This window comes from Bacillus sp. AFS059628, assembly GCF_002571225.1.
In the GTDB taxonomy this organism is placed as follows: domain Bacteria; phylum Bacillota; class Bacilli; order Bacillales; family Bacillaceae_G; genus Bacillus_A.
This window is the reverse complement of the sequence record NZ_NVEC01000065.1, coordinates 1-24,921: the sequence shown is the minus strand read 5'-3', so window position 1 is coordinate 24,921 and position 24,921 is coordinate 1. Positions and strand designations below refer to the sequence as shown.

The following is a 24,921-nucleotide window of genomic DNA, read 5'->3' as shown; positions in this document are numbered from 1 at the left end:
TTTTTATTGCGTTCATACGGGACAAATCGCATGACATAAGCTAATAATGTATGCCTATAACGTAAGGAGGATTCAAATGAGTAACCTTCCAATTCATGCAAAATTGAAAGCAAATAAGGATACCTTCTTCCTCCCCGACTCAAACGGGGGTGTCTATTTTCGAAATAACGCCAGTTCATTTCGTATGGACGGTGACGGAATTTATAACTGGATTGAAAAATTAATGCCGATGTTTGACGGTAATTATTCTTTAGCAGAAATAACGGATGGTCTCCCTCTTCCCTATCAAAATCGTGTACTTGAAATTGGAGAGATTTTATATACAAATGGATTTGTCCGTGATGTAAGTCAAGATGCACCTCATGAATTAAACAGCGCATTACTTGATAGATATGCTTCGCAAATTGAATTTTTAGAAGCAGATTCTCATTCAGGTGCTCTAAAATTCGAAACGTACCGCACAGCAAATGTCCTTATAATTGGTTGTGGTAATATGCTTACTTCCTTAGTTTCTTCTTTATTAGAATCCGGATTACCTACCTTTCATTACCTTGTGACAGATTATGCGGAAACAAATTACGACCGCATTCATGAGCTAGTAGAACTTGCCCATGAAGTAGATGATACTGTACTTGTTCAAGAAATAGATACGACAATTGATCGACCTCTGCATGAAGTGTTCGAGCCTTTCGACTGGATTTTGTACGTTTCTCAAAATGGGGATATTGAAGGCCTAAGAGCAATTCATACAATTTGTAGAGAAATAGGAAAGAATTTTATACCAGCCGTCTGTTTATCAACACTTGGTATAGCTGGTCCTGTCGTAACAGCTAATCGTGAAGAATGCTGGGAGTCCGCATGGCATCGGCTACATGAAACGACTTTACAAAATGAACACTCATCAGCATCCTTTTCACCAGTTACATCTGCAATGTTAGCAAATATAATCGTTTTTGAATTATTTAAACATATTGCTGGTGATTCACATCGAGAAAAGAATCCACAATTCTTTTTATTAAACTATGAAACACTCGAAGGAACATGGCATCCTTTTATAAAACATCCTCTCGCAACTGATGAAAGTTTTACAATTGATACGATAGAAAATCTTTCTGCACAACTTGAGCATCGGTCCAACCAACATACCTCAACTGATTTATTCCGTTTTTTCGATTCATTAACTTCTAAAGAAGCTGGTATATTCCACGTATGGGATGAAGAAGATTTATATCAATTACCGTTATCACAATGCCATATTCAAGTAGCTACTCCACTATCAGATGGTCCTGCTTCCCTCCTGCCTCTTATGACTTGTGGTGGTTTGACTCATAATGAAGCGCGCAGAGAAGCTGGTTTAGCAGGAATTGAAACCTATGTAGCAGAAATTATGCACCGCCTTATCCCTGAGCATAACGATATCGGTATTGGCGCCGGGGAAACGATGACAGAAGGTGTATACCGGGCACTACAACAACATTTAAATAATAAATTGTATGAGCGGCAGTCACATATACTAGAAGAAATTACGACAGTCGACTTAACCGAAATTCATGATAAACATTGTAGATTTTATTACGATTCTCTCGCTACAATTCATGAAACACCTAAAATAGCAGTAAGTGAAGAAATTCTCAGCTTTCCAGTCGTTTGGGTCGGTATACATGATCGATGGTACGGCGCATCTAATATTAATACAACGTTAGCGTTACGAAACGCACTACAACTATCCCTTCTTCACATTCAAAATGAAGAGACTCCATACAGAGCTACTATCTTGCCGGAATCCTCTATTATTTTATATGACACGGATTCTTTTAGGTTAGAAATACAAGCGGAAGAAGAAATTCCAAGCACGCAATCTGTACAGCTTGCCTTGCAACATTTAGAAGAACATAATTTTTATCCATTCGTGTTTGATTTAGCTATTGAACCATTTTTGAAAGAAAACTTGGATGGTGTGTACGGAGTATTAATTGCAAAGGAGGATAGTCTATGACTCAAAATATATTGCTTATAGGAGATGGCCTTCTGGCAAACTATGTACATGATCAACTATGCCATCAATATTCTATCATTCGCCAACATAACCTTACAGATGAACTCCCTGAAAACATTACACTCGCTCTCGTCTTACATGATGGCTCTCCTTCTGCTATTCATCATGATGCTGAGCTTATTTTTCGGTCAAATCATATTCCGTGGCTACGCGGGTTTACTTCATTTGGTGAAGGTATTATCGGTCCTTACATTCATCCCTCTGCAACTGGCTGTTCTCATTGTTCTGATGGACGCCGGTTTATCGCTGGCTTTGATCAAAAAGAAATGTGGGAGCTACAACGAAAATACGCGGTAAAAGAAGATAACGTAACGAGGCGTGATGTACGTGCCACTCAAAATGGGATGTTACAAATGTGCCATCTTATTTGCGCAGAAACAGAGAAGATATTAGCTCATGAGCATTCTTCTTTAGAAAATGAACTCATTTTACTAAACTTACAAACACTGCAATGTACACGGCATTCTTTTCTTCCAGATCCGCTCTGCCCCGTATGTAGCAATTTACCTGATGACACGGCAGATGCAGCAGTGATCTCGTTACAACCGAGCTTAAAAACAAGTGATGCAACTTATCGCTGTCGCTCCATTCATGAACTAAACACATTTTTAACGAGAGATTATTTAGATTACCGAGTCGGTATGTTGAACGGAAAAATGCAACATTCTTTATTACCGTTTGCTGACGTTATTATAAACATGCCATTACTGTTTGGAAATGAAGGTGTTGCAGGCCGAACTCATTCATTTGCAATGAGTGAAGCGACTGCTATTTTAGAAGGTTTAGAAAGATATTGTGGTATGTCACCTCGAGGAAAAAAGACGAATGTGCATGGTAGCTTTCATGATTTAGAGGATTATGCACTAAATCCCCTCTCGCTCGGTGTACATACAAATGAACATTATAATCGTGATAGTTTTCCGTTTAAACCGTTTGATCCTGACTATGAACAAAACTGGGTATGGGGATACTCTTTACTACAAAACCAGCCAATTTTAGTTCCTGAATCAATCGCTTATTATAGCCTCGGTCATCGAGATGCTTACGTATACGAAACATCAAATGGATGTGCCATTGGTGGTAGTTTAGAAGAAGCGATTTTTCACGGTATTTTAGAAATTGTAGAGCGTGACGCCTTCTTGCTCACTTGGTATGCCGAATTACCTCTTCCCCGCCTTGATCTTAGTTCAGCAAATGATACGGAATTACAATTAATGATTCAGCGGCTGTACACGATTACCGGTTATGAATTGTATGCTTTTAACGCAACGATGGAACACGGCATCCCAAGCTTATGGGTAATCGCGAAAAATACGCGTGAAAATGGAATGAACGTTGTTTGTGCTGGAGGCTCTCATTTGGACCCAATCCGCGCTTTAAAGAGTGCCATTCACGAAATAGCAGGTATGTTACTTATAACAGACGATGAACTCGAACAAAAAAGAGAGCACTACGAAAATTGCTTACAAGACCCTTATCTCGTAAATAAAATGGAAGACCATAGTATGCTGTACGGATTGAAAGAAGCGGAAGAACGCCTTCACTTCCTTTTACGTGACGATGCACCGGTGCAATCGTTCCAAGAAATGAATACATTACAATCAGTTAATCTAGATTTAACATCCGATCTGCATCAACTTTTAAACCGCCTGCAGCAATCTGGACTTGACGTAATCGTTGTAAATCAAACAGTACCTCTTATAGAAAAAAACGGATTACATTGTGTAAAAGTCATTATCCCAGGCATGCTACCGATGACGTTCGGCCACCATCTCACTCGGGTTACAGGACTGGATAGAGTGTATACCGTGCCGATGACACTTGGGTATACAAATGAACCTTTAACGAATGAACAATTAAATCCACATCCGCATCCGTTTCCATAGTAAAGGAGGGGATTTTATGCAGCTGGATACTTTTTTACATCATCTCCATTTTTCTATCGATGAAATTATGCCGAATCAGGAAGTGGACTGGGAAGATGCACCGCTTCCTTATAAACTATATCGAAATGTACCTATCATTCCACTCTCTTTAGAAATCCCATTATCTTTACCTAACTCTTCTACTACACCTACTTTGAAGGAGATTGATCATTACCTTTGGACCTCATTTGGTTTAACACAGTTATGTCAGCTAAATAGCGAGAAAATTTTATTCCGAAGATCTATCCCTTCAGGCGGCGCTTTATATCCAAATGAATTGTATATATATTTAAAGATTGACGATTACCCAGACGGTATTTACCATTACGACGCTGCGCACCACCGACTTATTTTACTTCGCGAAGGAAATTTCGATTCTTATATTACAGAAGCACTTGGCAATCGTTGTAACATACAGTCTTGTTTTGGCGCTGCATTCGTATCCACTATGTTTTGGAAAAACTACTTTAAATACAATAACTTTTCCTATCGACTTCAAGGATTAGATAGTGGTGTTCTCATCGGACAATTACTTGAATGTGCCAAACAATTCGGTTACACAAATGGCGTATACTTTCAGTTTCTAGACCGGGCAATCAATCATTTACTCGGACTGTCAGAAGGCGAAGAAAGCGTGTATGCTGTCGTTCCTTTAAGTACAGAACCACAAACGAATTGGTTTCACAATGATTACCGTGAAAATAAAAACGTTACTTCTCATGAGTTGTTACAGCAAATTCCGCCGTTAGCACATAAACATTTCGTTCGCTCAAAACATGTAAATGAATATCCGATGGTAACAAAAATAAATGAAGCTTCTATGATCGAATCGACAGCGCACTTCCAAACACTACATCATGAAGAGCACTATCAACATCATGCACACGCTGTACAACTACCGAAAGTAGAGCGATTATCATACGATTTTTTACAACTTTGTAAACAACGGTATTCACCCGATGCTGACTTTGCTTTAACGAAATGGGAGGCAGCCGAGCTCGCTACTTTACTACAAGAAGCGAGCCTCTCCTTCCCTTATTACAACGACCTTGATGGTAAGTATGTAAATGAAAATGCACGCGTCTCCTTATATGGGTGTTTTTATAACGTAAAAGATATAGAAAACGGTGCTTACACTTATAACAGTAAAACGCATTCCATACAGCCACTTCGATACGGAGACCTTCGTTATCCCCTTCAATCTAGTATGACGATGGATAATGTAAACCTTTTTCAAGTACCGCTTTGCCTACATGTAGTTGGAAAGAAAGATTACTATACACATACATTAGGCTATAGAGGATATCGTATTCACCAAATGGAAGCTGGCATACTCGTTCATAAACTCGTTTTCGCAGCGACCGCAATGGGAATGGCTGGGCATCCTTTACTTAGTTTTGATACAAATTCATGTGATCAGTTGTACGGGATAGATACTGGGAATGAAACGTCTCTTATTCAAATTCCTGTTGGAGCTTATCGGGCGCGGAATTGGTTAAAAGGGGATTTGCGTAATTAGAAGCACGCCGGTGTACGGCGTGCTTTTTTTAAAGGACTTAATTTATAAAAAGCGAAATGAGTATATATTCTTACATAAAAGGAGAGTTTAACTTGAGCATTTTACAACGATTAATCCAGCAAGCAAAAAATCCTCGTGGGACAATTGGTTCTTCCATGCTTTGTATTATGAACAGTGCACATACGAGACTAACCAATTGGGCACTACAGAAAGTACATATAAAGAAAGATGCCATCATATTAGATATCGGTTGTGGCGGCGGTAAAACGATACACACTCTTTCAAAACGAACTCCACTTGGGAAAATATACGGGATTGATTACTCCAATCAAGCTGTAAAAAATTCTATACAGACGAATATAAAGGATGTTCAAAAACAAAAAGTCATTGTTCAACAAGCAAGCATTTCTTCTATTCCCTATCCTACAAACTTCTTCGATCTCGTTACCGCTTTTCAAACACACTACTTCTGGCCTGATGTGGAACAAGATATAAAAGAAGTATTTCGCGTCCTACAACCGAACGGATCCTTTTTATTAGTCGCTGAAACTTTCAAAATTCAATATCATATGGAGAAATATAAAACGACTGAAGAATTAATAAACCTATTTTATAAAACAGGTTTTACAAGCGTGAAATGCTACGAAGAAAGAGGATGCCTTTGTGTAATAGGAAACAAGTAAAAAGCAGACCTTTTAAGGTCTGCTTTTTACTTAGATTAGCTTAAAAATACTCTTAATTTGTCTCGCAAATAACCAGTTTTTCGTACCGTAGTTATCATTTAAACTATCTAAATTGATAGATTGTCCGTTAGCAAACTTTAATTCTAGCGTTGTATTTTTATCATTTGTTTTTAAGTTACTATGTGTAATCGCATCGTACTTTAATTTTTCAATCTCAATATACTCTTCTTTTTCTTGTCCAATCACGACATGGTCTTGGAAGAAGAACAATACTTCTACTTTCTTACCGAAACAAAATACATTTTTCGTATAAATTAATGTCGCATTATCAAGTCCGACGCATACTTCTTTCATCTCTTCAATAACGTGTCCAAAGTCTTCTTCATGTCTTGTGTTTGATTCAGCAATCCATTCTTCGATTGTTTTCATATTAATTGCCATACTGCGCCCCCTGGTTCGTTCATTGCTTTATTTTAAAATAAATACTATATGACAATATAAGCGATACATACTATGTTTTCAAGGGTGAAAGATATATTCAAAATAAAGTTAAATTTCAAAGTAATATACTAAAAGAATCCATTTCATTATATTTTAAACGTTTGAACGAGACATTCTTCATCATCGATTAACTGTTTTTTCTCATCAAATTCGATGTTTAGTTCCCTATATACTTTCTTCCAAAAAGAAACAGCTGGTACATTTTTCACAAGTTCGATAACGAAATACTGTCCTCGTTTCTCTTTTAATACATTCTCAATAACTTGTTTACCGATTCCTTTTCCTTTGTACTGATTCAATATGAAAATGTCATTTATACCAAAGTCATTTTCTTTTTTCAAGAATGGACGTTCCAGTAATAATAAAAATCCTACAATATCATTATCATTTTTAATAAAATACGGGGTAATTCCTTCATTTTCCCAAAACATATGCAAATCTTCGTATTCAAAAAACCCATTTGCTCCAATCTTTATATTAGGAGTGAATGTAGAGAGGTCATGAAGATATAGTGCATACAAATTACGTAATATTTCTTTTTCTGATTCTTGAACTGTTTGAAGTGTTACACCCATTTTTAATGATCCCCTTCCCTATATGTAACTATTTCCCAATCCTCTTCATTCGCCAAAAATAATGATTCCCCTTTAACGAAAAAAATAGCACTTAAAAAGTGCTATTCTGCTCGCCTTGCCGCTTGCTGAATTGGATCCCAAACGCTGTTATATGGTGGTGCGTAACTTAAGTCGACATCTTCTAAATCGTGAATGCTCATTTTATTGAAAAGTGCCATTGCAATCACATCAATCCGTTTATCTACACCTTCTTCTCCAATTACTTGTCCGCCTAATAATTGTTTCGTGTCAGAACGATATAGTAATTTCAAATAAAGTGGTTTCGCATTTGGATAATAACCAGCCATATTTGTAGAATCTACTTTAACTGTTTTATACGGAATATGTAGTCCTTTTGCTTCTTTTTCATTTAAACCTGTTCTTGCAAGCGTCAAATCCATAAATTTAATAATACCTGTACCTAACGTACCTTTAAAGGCTCTTCGTTTATTAAGCATATTCAGTCCAGCAAGTCGGCCTTGTTTATTTGCAGTCGTTCCGAGCGGGATATGATCATGAATTTCCTTTATAACGTGGTAATGTGTTGCACAATCACCAGCTGCATATACGTCCTGCACATTCGTTTGCATATATGCATTTACTTCAATTGCCCCTTTATGATTTGTACGTATATTTGTTCCTTCAAGAAAATCAGTATTCGGCTTCACTCCAACCGATACTAAAACAAGATCTGCTTTATATGTTCCTTTATCTGTTTCAATTTGTTCTACTCTTTCGTTTCCTTTAAACGCTTTTACATTTTCATTCGTTAAAATTTCAATATGATGTTTATCTGCTTCTTTATGTATATATTCAGCCATATCCGCATCATAAATTGTACCGATATGATCATTTCGCTCAATCATTCTTACTTTCTTACCAAGTTCGACGAATGTTTCTGCCATCTCCAGTCCAATTGCACCGCCGCCAATAATCGTTACATCTTCAACTTTATTTGTTTCTAACGTTTTTAATATGCGCTCAGCATCAGGAATTGTTTTTAAAAGATGAACACCTTGCAAATCTCGTCCTTCCCATTCTGGCATAACAGGACGCACTCCAGTCGCAATTAATAATCGATCGTACGGAAATTCAAAAAGATCTTTCGTCTTCGTATGCTCTGCGTACACCATTTTCTTTTTCGTATCTACTTTCGTTACTTCATGTCGTACTTTCGCATCAATTCCATATTTATCACGAAACGTCTTTACATTACGCGCAATTAATTTTTCCGTAGAAGCGATAGCACCACTAATGACATATGGTAACCCACACTGCGCGTACGAATAAATTTCACCTTTTTCTAACGTTACAACAGTTGCATTTTCATCGTTTCTTACAATTTGCATCGCTGCACTCATACCAGCTGCATCTCCGCCAATAATGACATAGTTCACTTTACCACTCCTTCTTTTCTACATACTCTTTACGTTTTCCATATTTTACAGAAATAACACCTACTTCTATTGTAAAGAAAGAGGATTTCATCTTCAAATTTGGTGCACAAACCTATGCCTGAATAGGTAGCCGTCGTGTCTTATAAACAACATGTTTAATATGCTATAACAGTTACTATTGAAAGTAGGTGAAACATACATGTGCGCCGGCCTTCTCGCCCAGCTTCCAGATGAACCGCAAGAACCAAAAGAACCGAAACCCGCCCTCTCACTTGACCAAGAATTTTCCATTAATGCAACAATATACAGCGCTCGTGCTTGGTTATCTAACGATGATACGTTTGCGCAAGATATTTGGAAAGCTACCCAATTCGCTTCAGCATCACATGCTGGCAAGTCCATCTTTCCAGTCGGTTCTGTTAAAATTTTGAACTTTTCTGATGATACAATAACTGTTACTGCTTCACCAGATTCAGATCATGCACTCAAAATAGTCGTACCACCCCATTCCGAGGCAGCTCTAACGTCTGGTCCTTTATCCCATATACAAGCTAGTACATCAGGAGGATCAAGTAAAGTCACATTTCTCTTTCACATCTTTTTCTCAAGGGATCCTGGTTCAGATAAATAACCATAGAAAAGGTACAGTTATGCACTGTACCTTTTTCACGTGTTTATTCTCTTGATTTGATGAGTTCAACATTATAAGTTTCAATATCTGTCAGTTTCCCTGTAAAATATGGATTTTCCCTATACCAAGACTGTTTTAAAAAATAAGCTTGCATATCTTTCGTTTGAAACATATGTCCATGTCTTGCGTATATTTCGTTTCTCGCTATTTTCAATTGTTCTTTCGATAAATATGCTAAGTCCGTACTCGTTAGTTTTCGAATATCACTATCTGGAAAAATGAAACCATTATATACATACGGAGTGGTAGACGGCGGAGTAACATTGTAAACAACTGTTTTTTCTGTACTTTTCTTTTGGAATGGAAGATTATAAGACGATAGTAGCGTTACCGTTTCTACCTTCGTCGTTTCCCTTCCATTTTCTCCATTTCGTTCTAAATAAATCGTCGTACTTCCATCAGTTGCTACCGGTCCCCACATAATTTCTTCTCCAGCCAGCGCTGTAACTGGCTTTTGATTCACATACAATGTTGCACCAGGCGCGTTCGTTTGAACCGTAATATATTGTCCTTTCAACGTTAAATCTATCGTTACGTTATTTTGATCTTGTTTCATAAGTACAACCTTTTCTTCACGTGATAGTTTCACATAATCATTTTTATATTCTGCTTGAAACACTTGAGCCCCTGGAAGAAACGGTCCATATTGCTTCTCAAACTTTTTGTCATCTGTTTTATCTATTTCTTTTCCGTTCATTTTTAAAGACGTACCTTTTTCATTTGAAAGCAATGTCGTATAATACGTCTTTGCTTTTAATTTATACCGATCAAATAAAAAGAAATACTTTCCGTCTTTCGTTAACGTAAAGTCTGCTCTTTCGATTCCGTTCCCTTGTTTTTCACCTATCCTTAACTGTTCTTTCAATTGATTCACATAAGATGGATTTTCTTTTATATACGAAAATAGTGGCATTAGACTCTCTTTCGTTACAATAACTGATGGATCATCTGCCGTGACGATTTCAGCTAACTTCTCCCCGTCCCGCTCTTGTACAATAGTAATGATCCGATCTACTTGTGCCGACTGCTTATAGTACGATAATCCGTACAAATACAGTCCAACAATTACTACTGCAAGTAATGTTAAAAGTGTAATGCCAACTTTTGTACCGCCGCTCATTTTCTTCTTTACGACAAGACGTTCCCTCTTCTGACCGCAGCTTTGACAAAATTGCACACCGTCTTCAAGCTGAGTCCCACACTTTGTACATACATTCATCCATTCAACCACCTTTTCTTTAGAGGCCAGTTAATCCCTGTGTAAAGGTTTGAATTATCGTGTTTATGTAAGACCAAAACACGATAAACGTTGCAATTCCAATGAAAATATTTGCGATAAAAAGAGTGTAAACAAGATCTAATCCACCGTTATCTAGTTTTACTGTAGCTACAATTATACTAATTCCCATATATGTTGTAGCCAGCCCTAATAAGATTGGTAAGAAAAAGATTAATAAAAAACTAAACAGAAAAGAAAGCACTAATATAGCAATTACCGGAGTTGCTATCGTTCCCCATATTCCAAATACTTCAAGAAATGAAAAAGATGATTTCATCATCTTCCCACTGACAAAAATAATAAATCCGACAAATAAAGTTAAAATGAGTAAAAACAAAAAGACCGTTACAGAGTCCAAAAAGAATGTAGGAGTAGGTATATCTGGTGCAAATGTTCTCGTAACAGTTGCTGCAGCACTCATCATTCTATAAAAAATACATGCTCCTAAAAAACAAATAAGAACAAGACTTACAATTCCATTTCGTACTTCAACCTTGCCACTTTTCATAATAGCTGTCGGTGCTTGTAATGCGTGTTTAAAAAACTGAAAATAGCCACTTGCAAACCGCTTCGCTTGCTCTACCGTTTCATTTGGTCGAGTTTCCTTTGCTAAAGCTACGCGCTCCTGTTGCTCACCTTCTTCCTCCGTCAACGAATGTCCACAATTCCCGCAAAATTTTGCCTCTGCTGTATTTTCCGTATGACACGCCGGACATTTCATTCTCGCATTCCCCCCTTAAGCAGATACCATATAGGGTGTTACAAATTCAATATATGACTTTGTACATAAAACATGACTACAAGAAAAAGATTATGAAATCCTTCTTTCAAATGAAAATATATGTGCTAGCAATCTTGAAAAATAATGCTATTATGAAACAGAACAAATAACATTTTTAACAGATTGGATGACAGGCAATGGAATTGGTAAACTCAATTTTTCACATACTCCTTACAAGCGTAATCCAATTATTTTCCTTAATTGGCGTTATCATTGTAATTGGATTTCTATTAGGTTATTTAGAATCTCTCACACGCATGTATTGGTCGAGAGCTTTCGGAAGAAAAGGATTCCTTTTAACGGCTTGGATCGGTGTCCCGATTCACGAACTTGGACATGCCATTATGTGTGTACTATTTCGTCATAAAATTGTAGCAACGCAGTTTTTCCCAACAGATACAAGTCAGGGCGCTTTAGGCTACGTACAACATCAATACAATCAAAAAAGTGTATATCAACGAATTGGGAACTTCTTCATTGGAATTGGGCCTATTATTTCTGGTATTACTGCATTAATCCTTTTAATGCGCTATTTTGTACCAGATTCATATTTTTTATTTAATACAACTCTCGAAAAAACAATTGCTTCTACTTCTATTAATGTAGAAATGGTTCAAAACATGCTCTTGTCAACGTTTGTATTATTGAAAAGCTTATTTACAATAAGCAATGTATTGAACCCTTCCTTTTGGCTATTTTTATTTATCGCCATTTGTATTTCTGCACATATCGCTTTAAGTAAACCGGATATTAAAGGATCAATAGACGGTGTTATCGTCATGTTTATCGTATTATTTTTATTCAACATAATCGCAGGACTATTTCAGTACGATAGTAACCAGCTCATTGGAAAAGTGATGAAGTATAATATGTACCTCATCGCATTTTCTAGTGTGGCACTACTATTTTCTTGTATTTCTACACTTGTTAGTTTTTGGTTTTATAAAATAAGAGGAGGGCGTTCGTTTTGAACGCCCTCCTCTCCTCAATTATTACTCTTATAATCACAATGCTCAACGGGAACGCGAGCATGTCCCTCGTCATCCGTACACCATGACTGCGACTGGAAGGCTAGAAAGATACCAATCCATTCTTCTTCCTTTTCAAAGTGAATGAGTATGCCTCCGTCTTGCCATATACCATTATCCCCTTTCCATTTCTCTACATTTCCTTGATTCATGTGAATATCATGTATACCGTTTCCTGGTTCGAAATGAAAGTAAGAATCAGGTGTATTTTCTTCTGGTCCCCATCTTTCACCGAATGCGTATATAATTGCTTTTTCTTCTATCGCTCGTTTTATATAATGTTCTATTTTTTCATTTAAATCATTGTCTACTCCTGCTTTTTCAGCAGGTAAAGGAATCATTTGCTTGGAATCAAATAAATTACCTCTCACATAATCTAAAGCTACTTTCGGTTCATTGTTTTTTACTTCTGTAAAACCAAATGGCAATGTCGGTAAAATATGAATCGCCTCTGACCGAATATCATTACTCGCAAAATATAAAACTTCTGACGGATAACTTTGCGACTTTACGTTAATTGCAATACGGTAATCTACTTCTGCTTCGCCTTGTAAATGAACTTGATAATGAGGTGTTTTCCCTTTTCCAATCTTTGATTGTATAACTGTACCTTTTAACACACCGTAGTTTTTTAGGGGCATACATTTCATCTCCTATTCATTTAGTAGAAGCTTTACATACTTAAGGCATTATCCATATAAAAAGAAAATCCTCCTTTCTCAGGAGGATTTCTTATTTTCTCAACATATACCAAACAATAACCTCCACCACTACGAGCAACACCGCACCAAAGATCATTAACGTCGTCTTCTTTAATAGTTCATTTTCACGATACGGGATGTTACATAAATACGCACCTAATGTAATACGTGACGGGCAAGCAATTGTCGCTACTGATGACGCGGTGTTTTGAAGCGTTGTGACGTATTGCCACGGAAGTGCTACGTTTTGCGCAGTTTGCATTTGTAGTTTTATAAACATCGCATTTGATCCTGCGTTACTACCTGTTAAGAATCCACCTATTGCTCCGATGAACGGAGCAACGAAAACGAAAAACGTTCCAAATGTTTCACCTGCTGTTTTTGCCAGTAACGAATGCATGCCAGATGCACCCATTAGTTCTGAAATGGCAATAAACATTGTTGTCGTAATTGCAAACGGAATCCATTGTTTTATCGTTTGCGAGAGTGATTGTTTAATAATATGAGATGGAATGCGGAAGAAAATAATCGTAAATAAGCAAGTCATACCGAGCCAAAATCCTGGTGAATATAGCATTTCTAGCTTGTAAGAGTATGATTTTAAATCAAGGACTGCATATGATCTGAACAAATCATGTAATGCTGGCACGAGGCGAGAAAGCAATATACAAACAGTTAAGAATATATAAGGGCTAATAATTTTTATAATAGATACTTCTCTTTCCGTTGTAGCAGCATGTTCTGTTATTAGGTTTTGTTCGTTTTTTCCTTTTAATTTAACGATAAGAAAGCCAAATGTAATTGTAACGATAGAACTTAATATACCTGCGAGTTCAACACTTACGTATGCGTTAGAAAGATAGATTCCGAGAGAGAATAATAAAAAGAAACCGAATCCTTCTTTCCACTTTTCAATCACAGCCTGCCAGCCACCTACAACGTGTAAGGAAAGAATGACAAAATAAGCAAACATCGGAATGCTTAGTAGTGCCGTATTTGTCCCAAGTGTTGTAAGCGGCATATTTATAAGCTGCGAACCGATAATCGTACCAGTTGCCATTGCCCCCCATGAACTAGCTAGTAAACCAATAAATGAAAGTAGTACAGCTTGAAACGGTTTATAGCCTAATGATAGAAAAATAGGTGCTGCAACCATAAAGCCAATTCCAAATCCACTTACTGATTCAATTAGTGGACAAATACCAAAACACATAAGAAGCATTTGTAATAAACGATCGTGTGTCACTTCTTCTAGAAAACGTGCTACTTGATCGATGTACCCCATTTTGTTCATGAGGTGAAATAAAAAAATACCGAAAAATAAAACGTATCCGACAATAAAACAAATTAACCAACCTTTAATCGTTGCGTGCACAGTTTGACTTATCCCTAGTTGAAACGTTGGCGAGAGTAAAACGATTCCAACAGACACAACGTAAGCAATTAAAGAGGATCTTAATGACGTTTGTTTAAATAAAAATAAACAAATGAAAATCATCATAATTGGGATAAGTGCCAACAATATGGACATGTTATCATCTCTTTTCATTAAAAATACAATTTTTAACTATTATATAACAGATGCCGTAAATTTCAATTGTTTTTGCAACAGATACAAAAAAAGGAACCGAATGGCTCCTTTTTTAATCACTCCCATTTTCTATTATCCTGAAAAACTGTCTGCTGTCCGACCATTTTGTTTAACAGAACAAACACAATATAAGCACATATGACTTGCAATACAACATTTCCAAATTTCATGAATTCAAATGAATGGATCCAGCGGAATAATTCATTTAATAATACAATCGAAACGATACTAAATAGTTCTATACTAATCGAAAATATACATATTTCTAAAATAGATTGCTCTTGAATGCGATTTAAGTTGGAAAAGATGAATACATATCCTAAAAATAGAGCCATCAACTCTATTTTCGTCATGCTAATGAGCCAAGCGTATAGTGGTACAGTTAAAAGAAGATATAGTAGTTTCCGTCTTAGCATGCTTTCTCACCCTCTAAATTATATGTATTTTCTGTATATTTTAACATTTATTTCGTAAAACAAAAAGAAGAGACTTATGCCTCTTCTTTTTGTTTTGTTGCCTGTATTAATTCACATATTTCTTCTCGTTTTTCATTTTCTAACAGCTCAATAACTTTACTTCCAACGACAACGCCGTCACATATTGTAATCATTTCTTCTACATGTTCCTTTGTTGAAATACCGAACCCTGCCACTACCGGTAAATGCGTATGTGATTTTACTTTTTCTAAGTAACTATGAATCTCATCTTTAAAGTTTTGACGTACGCCTGTTACGCCCGCTACTGTAACGGCGTAGACGAATCCTTCTGATTCACTCGTAATTTTTTCGATTCGCTCAATTGGGCTCGTTACGGTAACGAGTGGAATTAGCGCCATGTTTGCCTCTTGCAGTAACGAGGCAATAATATTTTGTTCTTCATACGGTAAATCTGGAACGATGATGCCGTCTACACCTGCTTCTATACAGTTTTCGATGAATCTTTCTTTTCCGAATGCGAGTACTGGATTTAAATATGTCATGAGTACAAACGGAATTTGCACTTCTTTCCTTACCTCTATCAATGCTTGAAAAATACCATTTACTGTTACACCGCTATCTAGCGCTCGTTTCCCTGCTCTTTGAATTGTTGGACCATCTGCAACTGGATCTGAAAACGGGATACCAATTTCAACGATGCTTGCTCCTGCTTCGTCTAGAAAACGAATTCTTTCTTTTAATTTTTCAAGGCCACCATCTCCGCCCATTACGTACGGAATAAATGCTTTCTTACCATTTTCAAACGCTGCTTTAATTTTTTCTACTCCCATTTTTTACACCTCTTCCATATAACGTTTTATACTCTCTACATCTTTATCTCCGCGGCCAGATAAGCAAATGACAAGTCCTTCTTCTTTCTTCATTTTCGGCGCTAATTTTAATGCATATGCGACAGCATGCGAGCTTTCTAAAGCCGGAATAATCCCTTCTTTTTTCGTTAATAATTGAAATGCTTCTAACGCTTCTTCATCTGTAATGGAATGATAAGAAACGCGTCCAATATCTTTTAGTAAACTATGTTCTGGCCCAACACCTGGGTAATCAAGTCCTGCTGAAATAGAGTGAGCTTCTTGAATTTGCCCTTCTTCATTTTGCAGAAGATACATCATCGATCCGTGTAAAACACCAACGCTTCCTTTCGTTAAAGTCGCTGCGTGCTTTTCTGTATGAACGCCTTTTCCAGCTGCTTCTACGCCGTAAAGAGCAACTTCTTCATCATGCACGAACGGATAAAACATGCCCATCGCATTACTACCGCCGCCAATACAAGCAACGACAGCTTCTGGTAACTTCCCTTCTAACGCTTCATATTGTTTTTTTGTTTCTTTCCCAATTACACTTTGGAAATCACGAACAATTTGTGGGAATGGATGCGGTCCGAGAACAGATCCCATAATGTAGTGTGTATCATGCACGTGTGAAACCCAGTAGCGAAGCGCCTCGTTCACCGCATCTTTTAATGTGCCGCTACCTGCTGCTACGCTTTCTACTTTCGCTCCGAGTAATTCCATTCGGAACACATTTAATTTTTGACGTCTCACATCTTCTTCTCCCATAAAGATGACGCATTCTAATCCGAGTAGAGCACATACAGTAGCGGTTGCAACACCGTGTTGTCCTGCCCCTGTTTCAGCGACAACTTTTTTCTTGCCCATTCGTACTGCAAGTAGTGCCTGACCGATTGTATTGTTAATTTTATGAGCTCCTGTATGGTTCAAATCTTCACGTTTTAAATAAATTTTTGCACCGCCGCAATACTTCGTCATATTATCAGCATAATATAGCGGTGTTTCTCTTCCGACGTACGTTTTTAAATAATGATTTAATTCCTTTTGAAACGCCTCATCTTGCATCGCTTCTTTATATGCTTCTTCTAGTTCTAGTACAGATTGCATTAACGTTTCTGGAACGTATCGTCCTCCGTATATACCGTAATGTCCTTTTTCATCTGGATATGCGTAGTTCATTTGGAACACTCCTTCGCTTTTATAATAAATTGTTTTATTTTCTCTACATCTTTCTTTCTTTCTGTCTCTACTCCGCTGCTCACATCGACCATATATGGCCGAACAGTTCGAATTGCTTCTTCTATATTAAGAGCGTTTAATCCACCAGCTAATATCGTTTTCTCTCGCAACTCTTTTGGCATATGTGCGAGTAGTTCCCATGAAAAATTCTTTCCATTTCCACCGTGAAACTTTTCTTTTGGGCTATCAAACAATATATAATCCGTTTCATATGCTTGAGCGTTTTTCATATCGGCCTCTGAAGTTACTCCGAGAGCTTTTATAGACGGAATATTCAATCTCTTAATTTGATGATTATCTTCATCCCCATGTAGTTGCACATGCGTTAACCCGCATTCATCTGCAATTTTCTGGATTACCTCTACTGATTCATTTACGAAAACACCAACCTTTAACACGTGTGCCGGAAGTTCCGTAATAATTTCTTTCGCCTGCTCCAGAGTAATTTTCCGTTTACTTTCTGCAAAAACAAATCCGAGTGCATCTGCTCCGTATTCGCAAGCACGTTTTGCTGTTTCCATATCAGTGATGCCGCAAATTTTCACTTTCATATGTTCACCTTACAATCTTCAAAAAAGTTACGAATAGAAGATGATGTCATAAGCGCTTCCCCAACTAATACACCTTTTGCTCCTGCTTTTTTAACACGAATAATATCCTCTTTTGAATGAATCCCGCTTTCGCTAATCCAAAGTAATTTCTCCTCATTTAATCGTTTCCCGAGCTTTTCCGTTTGGTTTAAATCCACTTCAAACGTTTTTAAATTACGGTTGTTAATACCGATAACGTGCGGATTTAATTGGATCGCAATTTCTAATTCCTGCTCATCATGAACTTCAACAATTGCTTCTAATCCTTTTTCTAGTACGTAACTATACAGCTCTTTTAACTTCTCTTCCGTTAACGCCGCTACGATTAGTAAAATAATATCTGCGCCAGCTTCATACGCTCTATCAATTTGAATTTTATCTATTATAAAATCTTTGCATAAAAGCGGAATGTTACTTTCTTCTCTCGCCGTTTGTAAATCATGAAACGATCCTTTAAAAAACTGACCGTCTGTTAAAACAGAAACTGCTCCTGCGCCGCATTCTTCATATGTTTTTACTTGTTTTCGTACATCAACGTGTAAATTGATATCTCCCTTTGATGGTGATGCTCGCTTTACTTCTGCAATGACAGTAAACTGCTGTAATGCTTCTACAAGTGAATGTGTGTTTCTACTTTCTTTTACTGGTATATACGTTTCATATAATGCCGCCACTTCCTTTTTCTTTTGGTCTACAATTTTGTCTAAAATCGTCCCCACGTTAATTCACCCTTTCTAATTTCTCATTACTTGCTGTAATTAATAAGTTTAGTTTGGCTAATGCTTTTCCAGAGTCAATGCTATGTGCCGCTAGTGTAATTCCTTCTTCAATCGTTTCCGTTTTTCCATTTGCAAAAAGAGCTAGACCTGCATTGAATAAAACAGTATCGCGGTAAACACTCTTTTCTCCGCTTAATACTCCGAGCGTAATCTTTGCATTCTCTTTCGAATTCCCGCCTCTAATCTCTTCATTTCTCACTATTTTGAAACCGTATTTCTCAGGTTCAATACTCGTTTTTACTATTTCATTATCTTTTAAAATGACAACGTGATTTTCTCCTTGTAATGATGCTTCATCTAAAAAACCACTCCCGTTTACGACAAGCGCTTGTTTTCTTCCTAGTTTCTGTAATACTTGCGCAACTGGTAGTAACATATCTCGTTTATAAATGCCGACAAATTGTGTTTCTAAATTCACCGGATTTGTTAAAGGACCAATTAAGTTAAAGATCGTCGGCACGTTTAATTCTTTTCTTATTTTCATAATGCGTCTTAATGCTGGATGCATCGCTGGTGCGAATAAAAATGCGATTCCGACATGCTCTAGTAAATAATCAATTTCGTTTGGCGTACTGCTAATATTTACACCGAGTTCTTCTAATAAATCTGCACTTCCTGTTTTACTAGAAACAGCACGATTACCATGTTTGGCAACCTTTACACCAGCTCCCGCCAGTACAAATGCCGATGTTGTACTAATATTAAACGTTTGGGCACCGTCACCACCTGTCCCGCAATTGTCCATCGCTCCTTGTATATGGTTCGAAAATGGTAATGCCTTGTCACGAAGCGCTCGAACGAGGCCGTATATTTCTTCTGCTGTTTCACCTTTCGCTTTCAGTAATACTAGGAAAGCTGCAATTTCACTTTCCAATATGTTTTCATTTAATAAAAGAAGCCCTGCTCTATACATTTCCTCTTCTGTCAAATGTTGCCCCTCCACTAATTTACGAAGATAGTTATTCATACTCTTTCCTCCTTTTTCACTTCGCCTAAAAAGGCACGTATTAACTTTCCGCCTTCTTCTGTTGCGATTGATTCCGGATGAAACTGTAATCCGAATAGCGGATAATAATTGTGACGAACTGCCATTATTTCTCCGTCGTCCATCGCTGTCGCTAGTATGTCAAAACACTCTGGCAAACTTGTCTGCGCTGCAACAAGGGAATGATAACGCATCGCTGTTAATGGCTGTGTTACATATGAAAAGATTGAAGTTCCATTATGTTTCACACGAGATGTTTTTCCGTGTTTAATACGTTCTGCTCTTACAATCTCTCCTCCAAATGCTGCTATAATCGCTTGATGACCAAGACAAATACCTAATATGGGAACGTTCTTATAAAAATGACGAATCACTTCGATACAAATGCCAGCATCCTCTGGTTTTCCTGGTCCTGGTGAAAGTACAATTCCTTTCGGCTTCATTTCTTCTAATTGTTCTATCGTTATTTGGTCATTTCTTACGACTACAATATTTTCTTCATATTGACCTAACAGTTGATACAAGTTATATGTGAATGAATCGTAATTATCAATTAGTACAATCATTTCATTACCTCCAAAAGCGCTCTTGCTTTATTTAACGTTTCTTCATATTCAGCTATTGGGTCTGAATCGTAAACAATTCCTGCTCCTGCCTGAACGTATGCTTTTTTATCTTTTACGACCATCGTTCGAATGGCGAGCGCCATATCAAGATTCCCTGAAAAACTAACGTATCCAACTGCCCCCGCATATATATTTCTTTTTTCATTCTCTAACTCATTTATAATTTCCATCGCTCTAATTTTCGGAGCGCCTGACACTGTTCCTGCTGGTAGACAATACGCTAATGCATCAAATCCACTCATTTGTTTTCGCAATGTTCCGTAAACTTCAGATACAATGTGCATAACGTGAGAATATTTTTCTACTTTCATATATTTATCTATCGTCACGGAACCAATTTCACTTACTCTGCCAATATCATTCCGCCCAAGGTCCACAAGCATCATATGCTCCGCTCGTTCTTTCTCATTTTCTAACAGCTCTTTTTCAATTTCCGTATCTTCCTGCTTTGTCTTCCCTCTCGGCCTCGTACCAGCAATTGGATTCGTCATCACTTTATCTTCTCTTACTGATAACAAACTTTCCGGCGAGGAACCGAGTACAACATAATTTTGAAAATCGATATAGAACATATATGGTGATGGATTGGCTATTCGTAGTTTTCGGTATAACGCGAATGGATCACCAATACATTCACTTTGCAAACGCTGGGATAATACGACTTGGAATATGTCCCCGGCCCGAATGTATTCTTTCGCCGTTTCTACCATCACGCAAAATTCTTTTTCTGTTATAGAAGAAGTGAATGATAATGTCGATTTTGTTTCAATTACTTCCGCTTCTTCTCCCTGTAACACTTGCTCTTTGTATACTTGCAATCTTTCATATACTTCTTCATAATCTGCTGAATCATCTTCCCTGCATACATATACAAATGATAATTTTTGGCGTAAGTGGTCATACACGATAAACTCACGGTACAATAAAAGGTGTACTTCTGGAATATTCAATGGATCATGTAAATCTGCTCCAATGTTTTCATATTGCCGAATGACGTCATAGCCAATATAACCAACTGCTCCTCCGCAAAATGGAAATGGACTGTCTACTTGAGCTGACCGGGTTTCTCCTTCTAACACTTGTAGTACGTTACCTTGCAACTTTTCTGCCCGGCCGTAAATCGTTCGTTCTACTTCTGTACCAACACTTTTCACTTCACCATATGGGTTACATCCTAAGTAAGAATAGCGTCCTTTATCTTGATGAAGCTGCGAACTTTCTAATAAAAACTTTTTCTTTCCTTTCATACGTCTATATAAAGAAATTGGCGTAATGCTATCTCCTTCTTCTTCAGAGATTACTAGAAATGCTCTTCCCTGTTCTTTTTGCTTCATAAATTCCTCTTTTGTCATCATGCCTTTCACCTCAGTCTGAAAAATAAAAAAGTCCCCTACATATCGAAAATATGTAGAGGACGATAAATTTACCGTGGTACCACCTCATGTTGGACGCAAAAGCATCCCGCTTTATTCAGGTACAAAATATATACCTTATCCTTGTAACGGCGGAACCCGGGTTGCCTACTGAAAAGAATTGTTCAGCATACCTCTCGTAAGCCCATTCCGTATATGGCACCGCACCGGGCTCCCACCTATCCCCGGCTCTCTGTAACGTCTCCAATATACGTACTCTTCTTACTTCAACGATTTCATTTATTTAATTTTTTGTACACAAAAAGGGAGTACTCATCCTATAGAAAGGACGGGTACTCCCGTGGTGCCACCTTAATTCGTTACGAATGTAACGCACTTTACCGTATCAAAAACAATACGTGTCTCTTGTATCGATGAGATCATGTCGCCAAAGCCTACTTCTTTCGTTTCGGTTTGGAAGCTCCGAAGCCCATTCCACATCAATTCCATACTGATTCGCACCAACCATCAGCTCTCTGACATGTTCATCATGTGTACTCTTCTTCATCAACGCTTGCATTTTTTTAAGTTGCACTCATTATAGACTTAACTTTTTTCATAAGTCAATACTTTTTAAAAAATTTTATTTTTCTCTCCTTTCAATATTATATTGACAAAACAACCTCTTTTTATGTAAATATAATAAATACTCTATTAAAAATAAGGTTTTTTGTATGAATATTATATATTAAAAAAGTAAAATGATATCAAAAAACGCTTACATTTCTGAAAATTCATATTTCTGTATGGATTTTTCAGAATAATCATGATAGATTATAAATATGCATAACGCATCAAAAGACATGACAAAAGGAAGGGGAACTACATGAGTACGCAGATGTTAACTTTAACTTCAATCTCTATTTACATGCTCGGGATGTTAGTCATTGGCTATTTCGCCTATAAACGAACGTCCAACTTAACAGATTATATGCTTGGCGGGCGTACACTAGGCCCCGCAGTAACAGCATTAAGCGCTGGAGCATCCGATATGAGTGGTTGGCTTTTAATGGGACTACCCGGTGCAATGTTTAGCGTTGGATTAAGTAGCAGTTGGATTGCAATCGGCCTAACACTAGGCGCATACGCAAACTGGCTATATGTTGCTCCTCGCTTACGTACCTACTCTGAAATTGCAAACAACTCTATTACTATCCCAGAATTTTTGGAACACCGTTTCCACGACAAATCTCATATGCTACGCTTAGTATCCGGACTTGTTATTATGATTTTCTTTACTTTTTATGTAGCTTCAGGATTAGTTTCAGGCGCTGTATTATTTGAAAATTCATTTGGTATGAACTACCACGTTGGATTATTCATTGTTGCAGGCGTTGTTGTAGCTTACACATTATTTGGTGGTTTCTTAGCAGTAAGTTGGACAGACTTCGTGCAAGGAATCATTATGGTAGTCGCTCTTATTCTTGTTCCTATCGTAACAATTATGAATTCGAACGGACTTGGACCTGCATTTGATACAATTCGTTCTGTAGATCCAACACGTCTAGATATTTTTAAAGGTGCCTCTACTTTAGGAATGATTTCTTTATTCGCATGGGGCCTTGGTTATGTTGGACAACCTCATATCATCGTACGCTTTATGGCGATTTCATCTGTAAAAGAACTGAAAAGCGCACGAAGAATTGGTATGAGCTGGATGATTTTCTCTGTTGTCGGAGCTATGTTTACTGGTCTTATTGGTATTGCTTACTATTCACAACAAGGGTTAACATTATCTAACCCAGAAACAATTTTCCTTGAACTAGGAAAAATTTTATTCCATCCACTTATTACTGGATTTTTATTAGCAGCTATTTTAGCAGCAATTATGAGTACAATCTCATCTCAGTTACTCGTTACTTCTAGTGCCGTAACGGAAGACTTATATCGTACATTCTTTAAACGCTCTGCCTCTGATAAAGAGCTTGTATTTGTCGGTCGTATGGCTGTGCTTGTTATTGCATTAGTTGGGTGCGCATTAGCATTTAAACAAAATGATACGATTTTAGCTCTTGTTGGATACGCTTGGGCTGGTTTTGGTTCTTCATTCGGACCTGCTATTTTATTAAGCTTATATTGGAAACGTATGACGAAATGGGGCGCGCTTGCTGGTATGATTTCTGGTGCCGCTACTGTTATTATATGGACTCAATTCAAATTCTTAAAAGATTTCTTATATGAAATGATTCCAGGTTTCGCTATTAGTTTACTAGCTATCGTAATTGTTAGTTTACTAACACAACCTTCAAAAGAAGTTGAAGAGCAATTTGAGAATTTCGAAAAACAACATAGTCATAATCTATAGAGGGAAAGCTCTGCTGTTATCGTATCAGCAGAGCTTTCTTTTTATCCCGCATTAACGTGCAGTAAGACCCCCACTGATTAAAGTTTCACTTTATCAAAGTTCGACAATCTTCTGCTCGAATTTAACAATTTCTTTATGTTTCGTTAAATTAAACATAACACTACTCCTTTATAGTAATACTATCAGCACTTATACAGAAAGGGGACTCCAACATGTTAGCGGCTTTCCAGCAACAACAAACACGAAAATTTTCACCTATCACAAATACTTCTGCGTCTTGTTTGAACATACAACCTAATCCACCTAAAATTTCAATTGCTCCTTCTGTTATGTCAGTCATTGGTGTTCATATGGGAAAAAATAAGTTGAAAATAAGAACGGGACAAAGCACTGAGTTATCAGCTTCCGTGTTGCCGATGCAAGCGACGAATAAAGAACTTATTTGGACAAATATGAATGGTGATGTCATCACAATGTATCCAAAAGGCGATACGGTAACGATTACTGGAAAAAGTGCCGGAAGAGCAGTCGTCATTGTCACAACTGCTGAAGGAAAGTTCCGGGATCTATGTATGATTCATGTACAACCTTATATGACAAATCCAAAGTAAAAGAGTGGCTTCCGAGCCACTCTTTTACTTCATTTCAATGTGTGGATTTTTACTTTTAACAAGATTGATGAATTGCGCTTTATCTTTAGGAGAAATAATTTCTGTTTGATGCGCGCCGTAAACAATTTCAAATCGATCAAATGATAAAGCATGAGCCGCAATTGGATTTTTCGTATTTGAAATTTGTTTTATATCTCGTATAAAGTGAAACTTTAATCAGTGGGGGTTTTGTTCATCCCCCACTGATTATTAGCACTCACCAATCGGACTTTTATGGGCAGCCCGACCCCCACCTAAATTCTTTGCTTTCGCTGAATTTTGAG

23 protein-coding genes, 1 pseudogene and 2 other annotated features are annotated in these 24,921 nt (G+C 37.3%); of the genes and pseudogenes, 8 read left to right on the top strand and 16 right to left on the bottom strand.

Annotated features, from left to right (window positions below):
- The first annotated feature begins 76 nt into the window (after nucleotides 1-76).
- The 4 genes from COL05_RS21930 to COL05_RS21915 all read left to right on the top strand — a co-directional run bounded on the left by COL05_RS21930 (nucleotide 77) and on the right by COL05_RS21915 (nucleotide 6,183).
- Nucleotides 77-1,996 (top strand): putative thiazole-containing bacteriocin maturation protein, encoded by a 1,920-nt coding sequence (locus tag COL05_RS21930; protein ID WP_098670136.1) that lies wholly within the window; start codon nucleotides 77-79, stop codon nucleotides 1,994-1,996.
- Nucleotides 1,993-3,942, top strand: coding sequence for a TOMM precursor leader peptide-binding protein (locus COL05_RS21925; protein WP_098670135.1), 1,950 nt, complete (start codon nucleotides 1,993-1,995; stop codon nucleotides 3,940-3,942). The genes COL05_RS21930 and COL05_RS21925 overlap by 4 nt, the downstream gene beginning before the upstream one ends.
- 16 nt (nucleotides 3,943-3,958) lie before the next feature.
- A complete protein-coding gene (locus COL05_RS21920) occupies nucleotides 3,959-5,500 on the top strand; it encodes a SagB family peptide dehydrogenase (protein WP_098670134.1) in 1,542 nt (513 codons plus the stop codon).
- A gap of 92 nt (nucleotides 5,501-5,592) precedes the next feature.
- Nucleotides 5,593-6,183 carry a class I SAM-dependent methyltransferase gene (locus COL05_RS21915; RefSeq protein ID WP_098670133.1) on the top strand — a complete coding sequence of 197 codons (591 nt, stop codon included), beginning with the start codon at nucleotides 5,593-5,595 and terminating at the stop codon, nucleotides 6,181-6,183.
- 30 nt (nucleotides 6,184-6,213) lie between these two features.
- Here COL05_RS21915 and COL05_RS21910 read toward each other — a convergent pair whose 3' ends face one another.
- The 3 genes from COL05_RS21910 to COL05_RS21900 all read right to left on the bottom strand — a co-directional run bounded on the left by COL05_RS21910 (nucleotide 6,214) and on the right by COL05_RS21900 (nucleotide 8,695).
- Complete coding sequence (locus COL05_RS21910; RefSeq protein ID WP_001978354.1) at nucleotides 6,214-6,624, bottom strand: DUF3908 family protein; 411 nt, start codon at nucleotides 6,622-6,624, stop codon at nucleotides 6,214-6,216.
- A 146-nt stretch (nucleotides 6,625-6,770) separates the two neighbouring features.
- Nucleotides 6,771-7,259, bottom strand: a complete 489-nt coding sequence (locus tag COL05_RS21905) for a GNAT family N-acetyltransferase (protein WP_098670132.1) — start codon at nucleotides 7,257-7,259, stop codon at nucleotides 6,771-6,773.
- 101 nt (nucleotides 7,260-7,360) lie between these two features.
- The gene (locus tag COL05_RS21900) at nucleotides 7,361-8,695 is read right to left on the bottom strand and encodes an FAD-dependent oxidoreductase (RefSeq protein WP_098670131.1); all 1,335 of its coding nucleotides are present in this window, start codon (nucleotides 8,693-8,695) and stop codon (nucleotides 7,361-7,363) included.
- A 199-nt stretch (nucleotides 8,696-8,894) separates the two neighbouring features.
- On the opposite strand from COL05_RS21900, the gene COL05_RS21890 reads away from it, so the two are divergent.
- Nucleotides 8,895-9,326, top strand: a complete 432-nt coding sequence (locus tag COL05_RS21890; protein ID WP_048526746.1) for a hypothetical protein — start codon at nucleotides 8,895-8,897, stop codon at nucleotides 9,324-9,326.
- Between the two features lie 43 nt (nucleotides 9,327-9,369).
- Here the strand turns inward: COL05_RS21890 and COL05_RS21885 are convergent, their stop codons facing one another.
- Together COL05_RS21885 and COL05_RS21880 are read right to left on the bottom strand one after the other, a co-directional pair.
- Complete coding sequence (locus COL05_RS21885) at nucleotides 9,370-10,605, bottom strand: TcaA 3rd/4th domain-containing protein (protein ID WP_098670130.1); 1,236 nt, start codon at nucleotides 10,603-10,605, stop codon at nucleotides 9,370-9,372.
- Between the two features lie 19 nt (nucleotides 10,606-10,624).
- Nucleotides 10,625-11,386: a zinc ribbon domain-containing protein gene (locus COL05_RS21880; protein ID WP_098670129.1), complete on the bottom strand. Its 762-nt coding sequence runs from the start codon at nucleotides 11,384-11,386 to the stop codon at nucleotides 10,625-10,627.
- 197 nt (nucleotides 11,387-11,583) lie between these two features.
- On the opposite strand from COL05_RS21880, the gene COL05_RS21875 reads away from it, so the two are divergent.
- A complete protein-coding gene (locus COL05_RS21875; protein ID WP_098670128.1) occupies nucleotides 11,584-12,417 on the top strand; it encodes a hypothetical protein in 834 nt (277 codons plus the stop codon).
- 14 nt (nucleotides 12,418-12,431) lie between these two features.
- Here the strand turns inward: COL05_RS21875 and COL05_RS21870 are convergent, their stop codons facing one another.
- The 10 genes from COL05_RS21870 to trpE all read right to left on the bottom strand — a co-directional run bounded on the left by COL05_RS21870 (nucleotide 12,432) and on the right by trpE (nucleotide 21,625).
- The gene (locus tag COL05_RS21870) at nucleotides 12,432-13,115 is read right to left on the bottom strand and encodes a DUF2278 family protein (RefSeq protein ID WP_098670127.1); all 684 of its coding nucleotides are present in this window, start codon (nucleotides 13,113-13,115) and stop codon (nucleotides 12,432-12,434) included.
- Between the two features lie 91 nt (nucleotides 13,116-13,206).
- Nucleotides 13,207-14,706 carry an L-lactate permease gene (locus tag COL05_RS21865; protein ID WP_098670126.1) on the bottom strand — a complete coding sequence of 500 codons (1,500 nt, stop codon included), beginning with the start codon at nucleotides 14,704-14,706 and terminating at the stop codon, nucleotides 13,207-13,209.
- A 116-nt stretch (nucleotides 14,707-14,822) separates the two neighbouring features.
- The gene (locus COL05_RS21860; RefSeq protein ID WP_098670125.1) at nucleotides 14,823-15,182 is read right to left on the bottom strand and encodes a DUF4029 domain-containing protein; all 360 of its coding nucleotides are present in this window, start codon (nucleotides 15,180-15,182) and stop codon (nucleotides 14,823-14,825) included.
- Between the two features lie 74 nt (nucleotides 15,183-15,256).
- A complete protein-coding gene (gene trpA / locus COL05_RS21855; protein ID WP_098670124.1) occupies nucleotides 15,257-16,033 on the bottom strand; it encodes a tryptophan synthase subunit alpha in 777 nt (258 codons plus the stop codon).
- Between the two features lie 3 nt (nucleotides 16,034-16,036).
- Nucleotides 16,037-17,230 carry a tryptophan synthase subunit beta gene (gene trpB, locus COL05_RS21850; protein ID WP_098670123.1) on the bottom strand — a complete coding sequence of 398 codons (1,194 nt, stop codon included), beginning with the start codon at nucleotides 17,228-17,230 and terminating at the stop codon, nucleotides 16,037-16,039.
- On the bottom strand, nucleotides 17,227-17,841 hold the full coding sequence (locus COL05_RS21845) for a phosphoribosylanthranilate isomerase (RefSeq protein ID WP_098670122.1): 615 nt from the start codon (nucleotides 17,839-17,841) through the stop codon (nucleotides 17,227-17,229). The genes trpB and COL05_RS21845 overlap by 4 nt, the downstream gene beginning before the upstream one ends.
- Nucleotides 17,838-18,599, bottom strand: coding sequence for an indole-3-glycerol phosphate synthase TrpC (gene trpC / locus COL05_RS21840; RefSeq protein WP_098670121.1), 762 nt, complete (start codon nucleotides 18,597-18,599; stop codon nucleotides 17,838-17,840). The genes COL05_RS21845 and trpC overlap by 4 nt, the downstream gene beginning before the upstream one ends.
- 1 nt (nucleotide 18,600) lies before the next feature.
- Nucleotides 18,601-19,626, bottom strand: a complete 1,026-nt coding sequence (gene trpD, locus COL05_RS21835; RefSeq protein ID WP_098670120.1) for an anthranilate phosphoribosyltransferase — start codon at nucleotides 19,624-19,626, stop codon at nucleotides 18,601-18,603.
- Nucleotides 19,623-20,210: an anthranilate synthase component II gene (locus tag COL05_RS21830; RefSeq protein WP_098670119.1), complete on the bottom strand. Its 588-nt coding sequence runs from the start codon at nucleotides 20,208-20,210 to the stop codon at nucleotides 19,623-19,625. The genes trpD and COL05_RS21830 overlap by 4 nt, the downstream gene beginning before the upstream one ends.
- Nucleotides 20,207-21,625: an anthranilate synthase component I gene (trpE, locus tag COL05_RS21825; protein WP_142337612.1), complete on the bottom strand. Its 1,419-nt coding sequence runs from the start codon at nucleotides 21,623-21,625 to the stop codon at nucleotides 20,207-20,209. The genes COL05_RS21830 and trpE overlap by 4 nt, the downstream gene beginning before the upstream one ends.
- Nucleotides 21,626-21,677: 52 nt before the next feature.
- Nucleotides 21,678-21,922, bottom strand: a binding site (T-box leader).
- 42 nt (nucleotides 21,923-21,964) lie between these two features.
- Nucleotides 21,965-22,202 (bottom strand) — a binding site (T-box leader).
- A gap of 306 nt (nucleotides 22,203-22,508) precedes the next feature.
- Between trpE and putP the strand changes: the two genes are divergently transcribed.
- Nucleotides 22,509-23,987, top strand: coding sequence for a sodium/proline symporter PutP (gene putP, locus COL05_RS21815; RefSeq protein ID WP_098670117.1), 1,479 nt, complete (start codon nucleotides 22,509-22,511; stop codon nucleotides 23,985-23,987).
- A gap of 212 nt (nucleotides 23,988-24,199) precedes the next feature.
- A complete protein-coding gene (locus COL05_RS21810; RefSeq protein ID WP_098670116.1) occupies nucleotides 24,200-24,598 on the top strand; it encodes an Ig-like domain-containing protein in 399 nt (132 codons plus the stop codon).
- 24 nt (nucleotides 24,599-24,622) lie between these two features.
- Here COL05_RS21810 and COL05_RS21805 read toward each other — a convergent pair.
- A pseudogene (locus COL05_RS21805) lies at nucleotides 24,623-24,802 on the bottom strand (PH domain-containing protein); the annotation flags it as partial.
- Between the last annotated feature and the right edge of the window lie 119 nt (nucleotides 24,803-24,921).

Bases quoted from the DNA above. Each gene is read 5' to 3' on its own strand.
- COL05_RS21930 (WP_098670136.1), top strand. From the start codon at position 77: ATGAGTAACCTTCCAATTCATGCAAAATTGAAAGCAAATAAGGATACC.
- COL05_RS21925 (WP_098670135.1), top strand. From the start codon at position 1,993: ATGACTCAAAATATATTGCTTATAGGAGATGGCCTTCTGGCAAACTAT.
- COL05_RS21920 (WP_098670134.1), top strand. From the start codon at position 3,959: ATGCAGCTGGATACTTTTTTACATCATCTCCATTTTTCTATCGATGAA.
- COL05_RS21910 (WP_001978354.1), bottom strand. From the start codon at position 6,624: ATGGCAATTAATATGAAAACAATCGAAGAATGGATTGCTGAATCAAAC.
- COL05_RS21905 (WP_098670132.1), bottom strand. From the start codon at position 7,259: ATGGGTGTAACACTTCAAACAGTTCAAGAATCAGAAAAAGAAATATTA.
- COL05_RS21890 (WP_048526746.1), top strand. From the start codon at position 8,895: ATGTGCGCCGGCCTTCTCGCCCAGCTTCCAGATGAACCGCAAGAACCA.
- COL05_RS21885 (WP_098670130.1), bottom strand. From the start codon at position 10,605: ATGAATGTATGTACAAAGTGTGGGACTCAGCTTGAAGACGGTGTGCAA.
- COL05_RS21880 (WP_098670129.1), bottom strand. From the start codon at position 11,386: ATGAAATGTCCGGCGTGTCATACGGAAAATACAGCAGAGGCAAAATTT.
- COL05_RS21875 (WP_098670128.1), top strand. From the start codon at position 11,584: ATGGAATTGGTAAACTCAATTTTTCACATACTCCTTACAAGCGTAATC.
- COL05_RS21870 (WP_098670127.1), bottom strand. From the start codon at position 13,115: ATGCCCCTAAAAAACTACGGTGTGTTAAAAGGTACAGTTATACAATCA.
- COL05_RS21865 (WP_098670126.1), bottom strand. From the start codon at position 14,706: ATGTCCATATTGTTGGCACTTATCCCAATTATGATGATTTTCATTTGT.
- COL05_RS21860 (WP_098670125.1), bottom strand. From the start codon at position 15,182: ATGCTAAGACGGAAACTACTATATCTTCTTTTAACTGTACCACTATAC.
- trpA (WP_098670124.1), bottom strand. From the start codon at position 16,033: ATGGGAGTAGAAAAAATTAAAGCAGCGTTTGAAAATGGTAAGAAAGCA.
- trpB (WP_098670123.1), bottom strand. From the start codon at position 17,230: ATGAACTACGCATATCCAGATGAAAAAGGACATTACGGTATATACGGA.
- COL05_RS21845 (WP_098670122.1), bottom strand. From the start codon at position 17,841: ATGAAAGTGAAAATTTGCGGCATCACTGATATGGAAACAGCAAAACGT.
- trpD (WP_098670120.1), bottom strand. From the start codon at position 19,626: ATGAATAACTATCTTCGTAAATTAGTGGAGGGGCAACATTTGACAGAA.
- COL05_RS21830 (WP_098670119.1), bottom strand. From the start codon at position 20,210: ATGATTGTACTAATTGATAATTACGATTCATTCACATATAACTTGTAT.
- trpE (WP_142337612.1), bottom strand. From the start codon at position 21,625: ATGATGACAAAAGAGGAATTTATGAAGCAAAAAGAACAGGGAAGAGCA.
- putP (WP_098670117.1), top strand. From the start codon at position 22,509: ATGAGTACGCAGATGTTAACTTTAACTTCAATCTCTATTTACATGCTC.
- COL05_RS21810 (WP_098670116.1), top strand. From the start codon at position 24,200: ATGTTAGCGGCTTTCCAGCAACAACAAACACGAAAATTTTCACCTATC.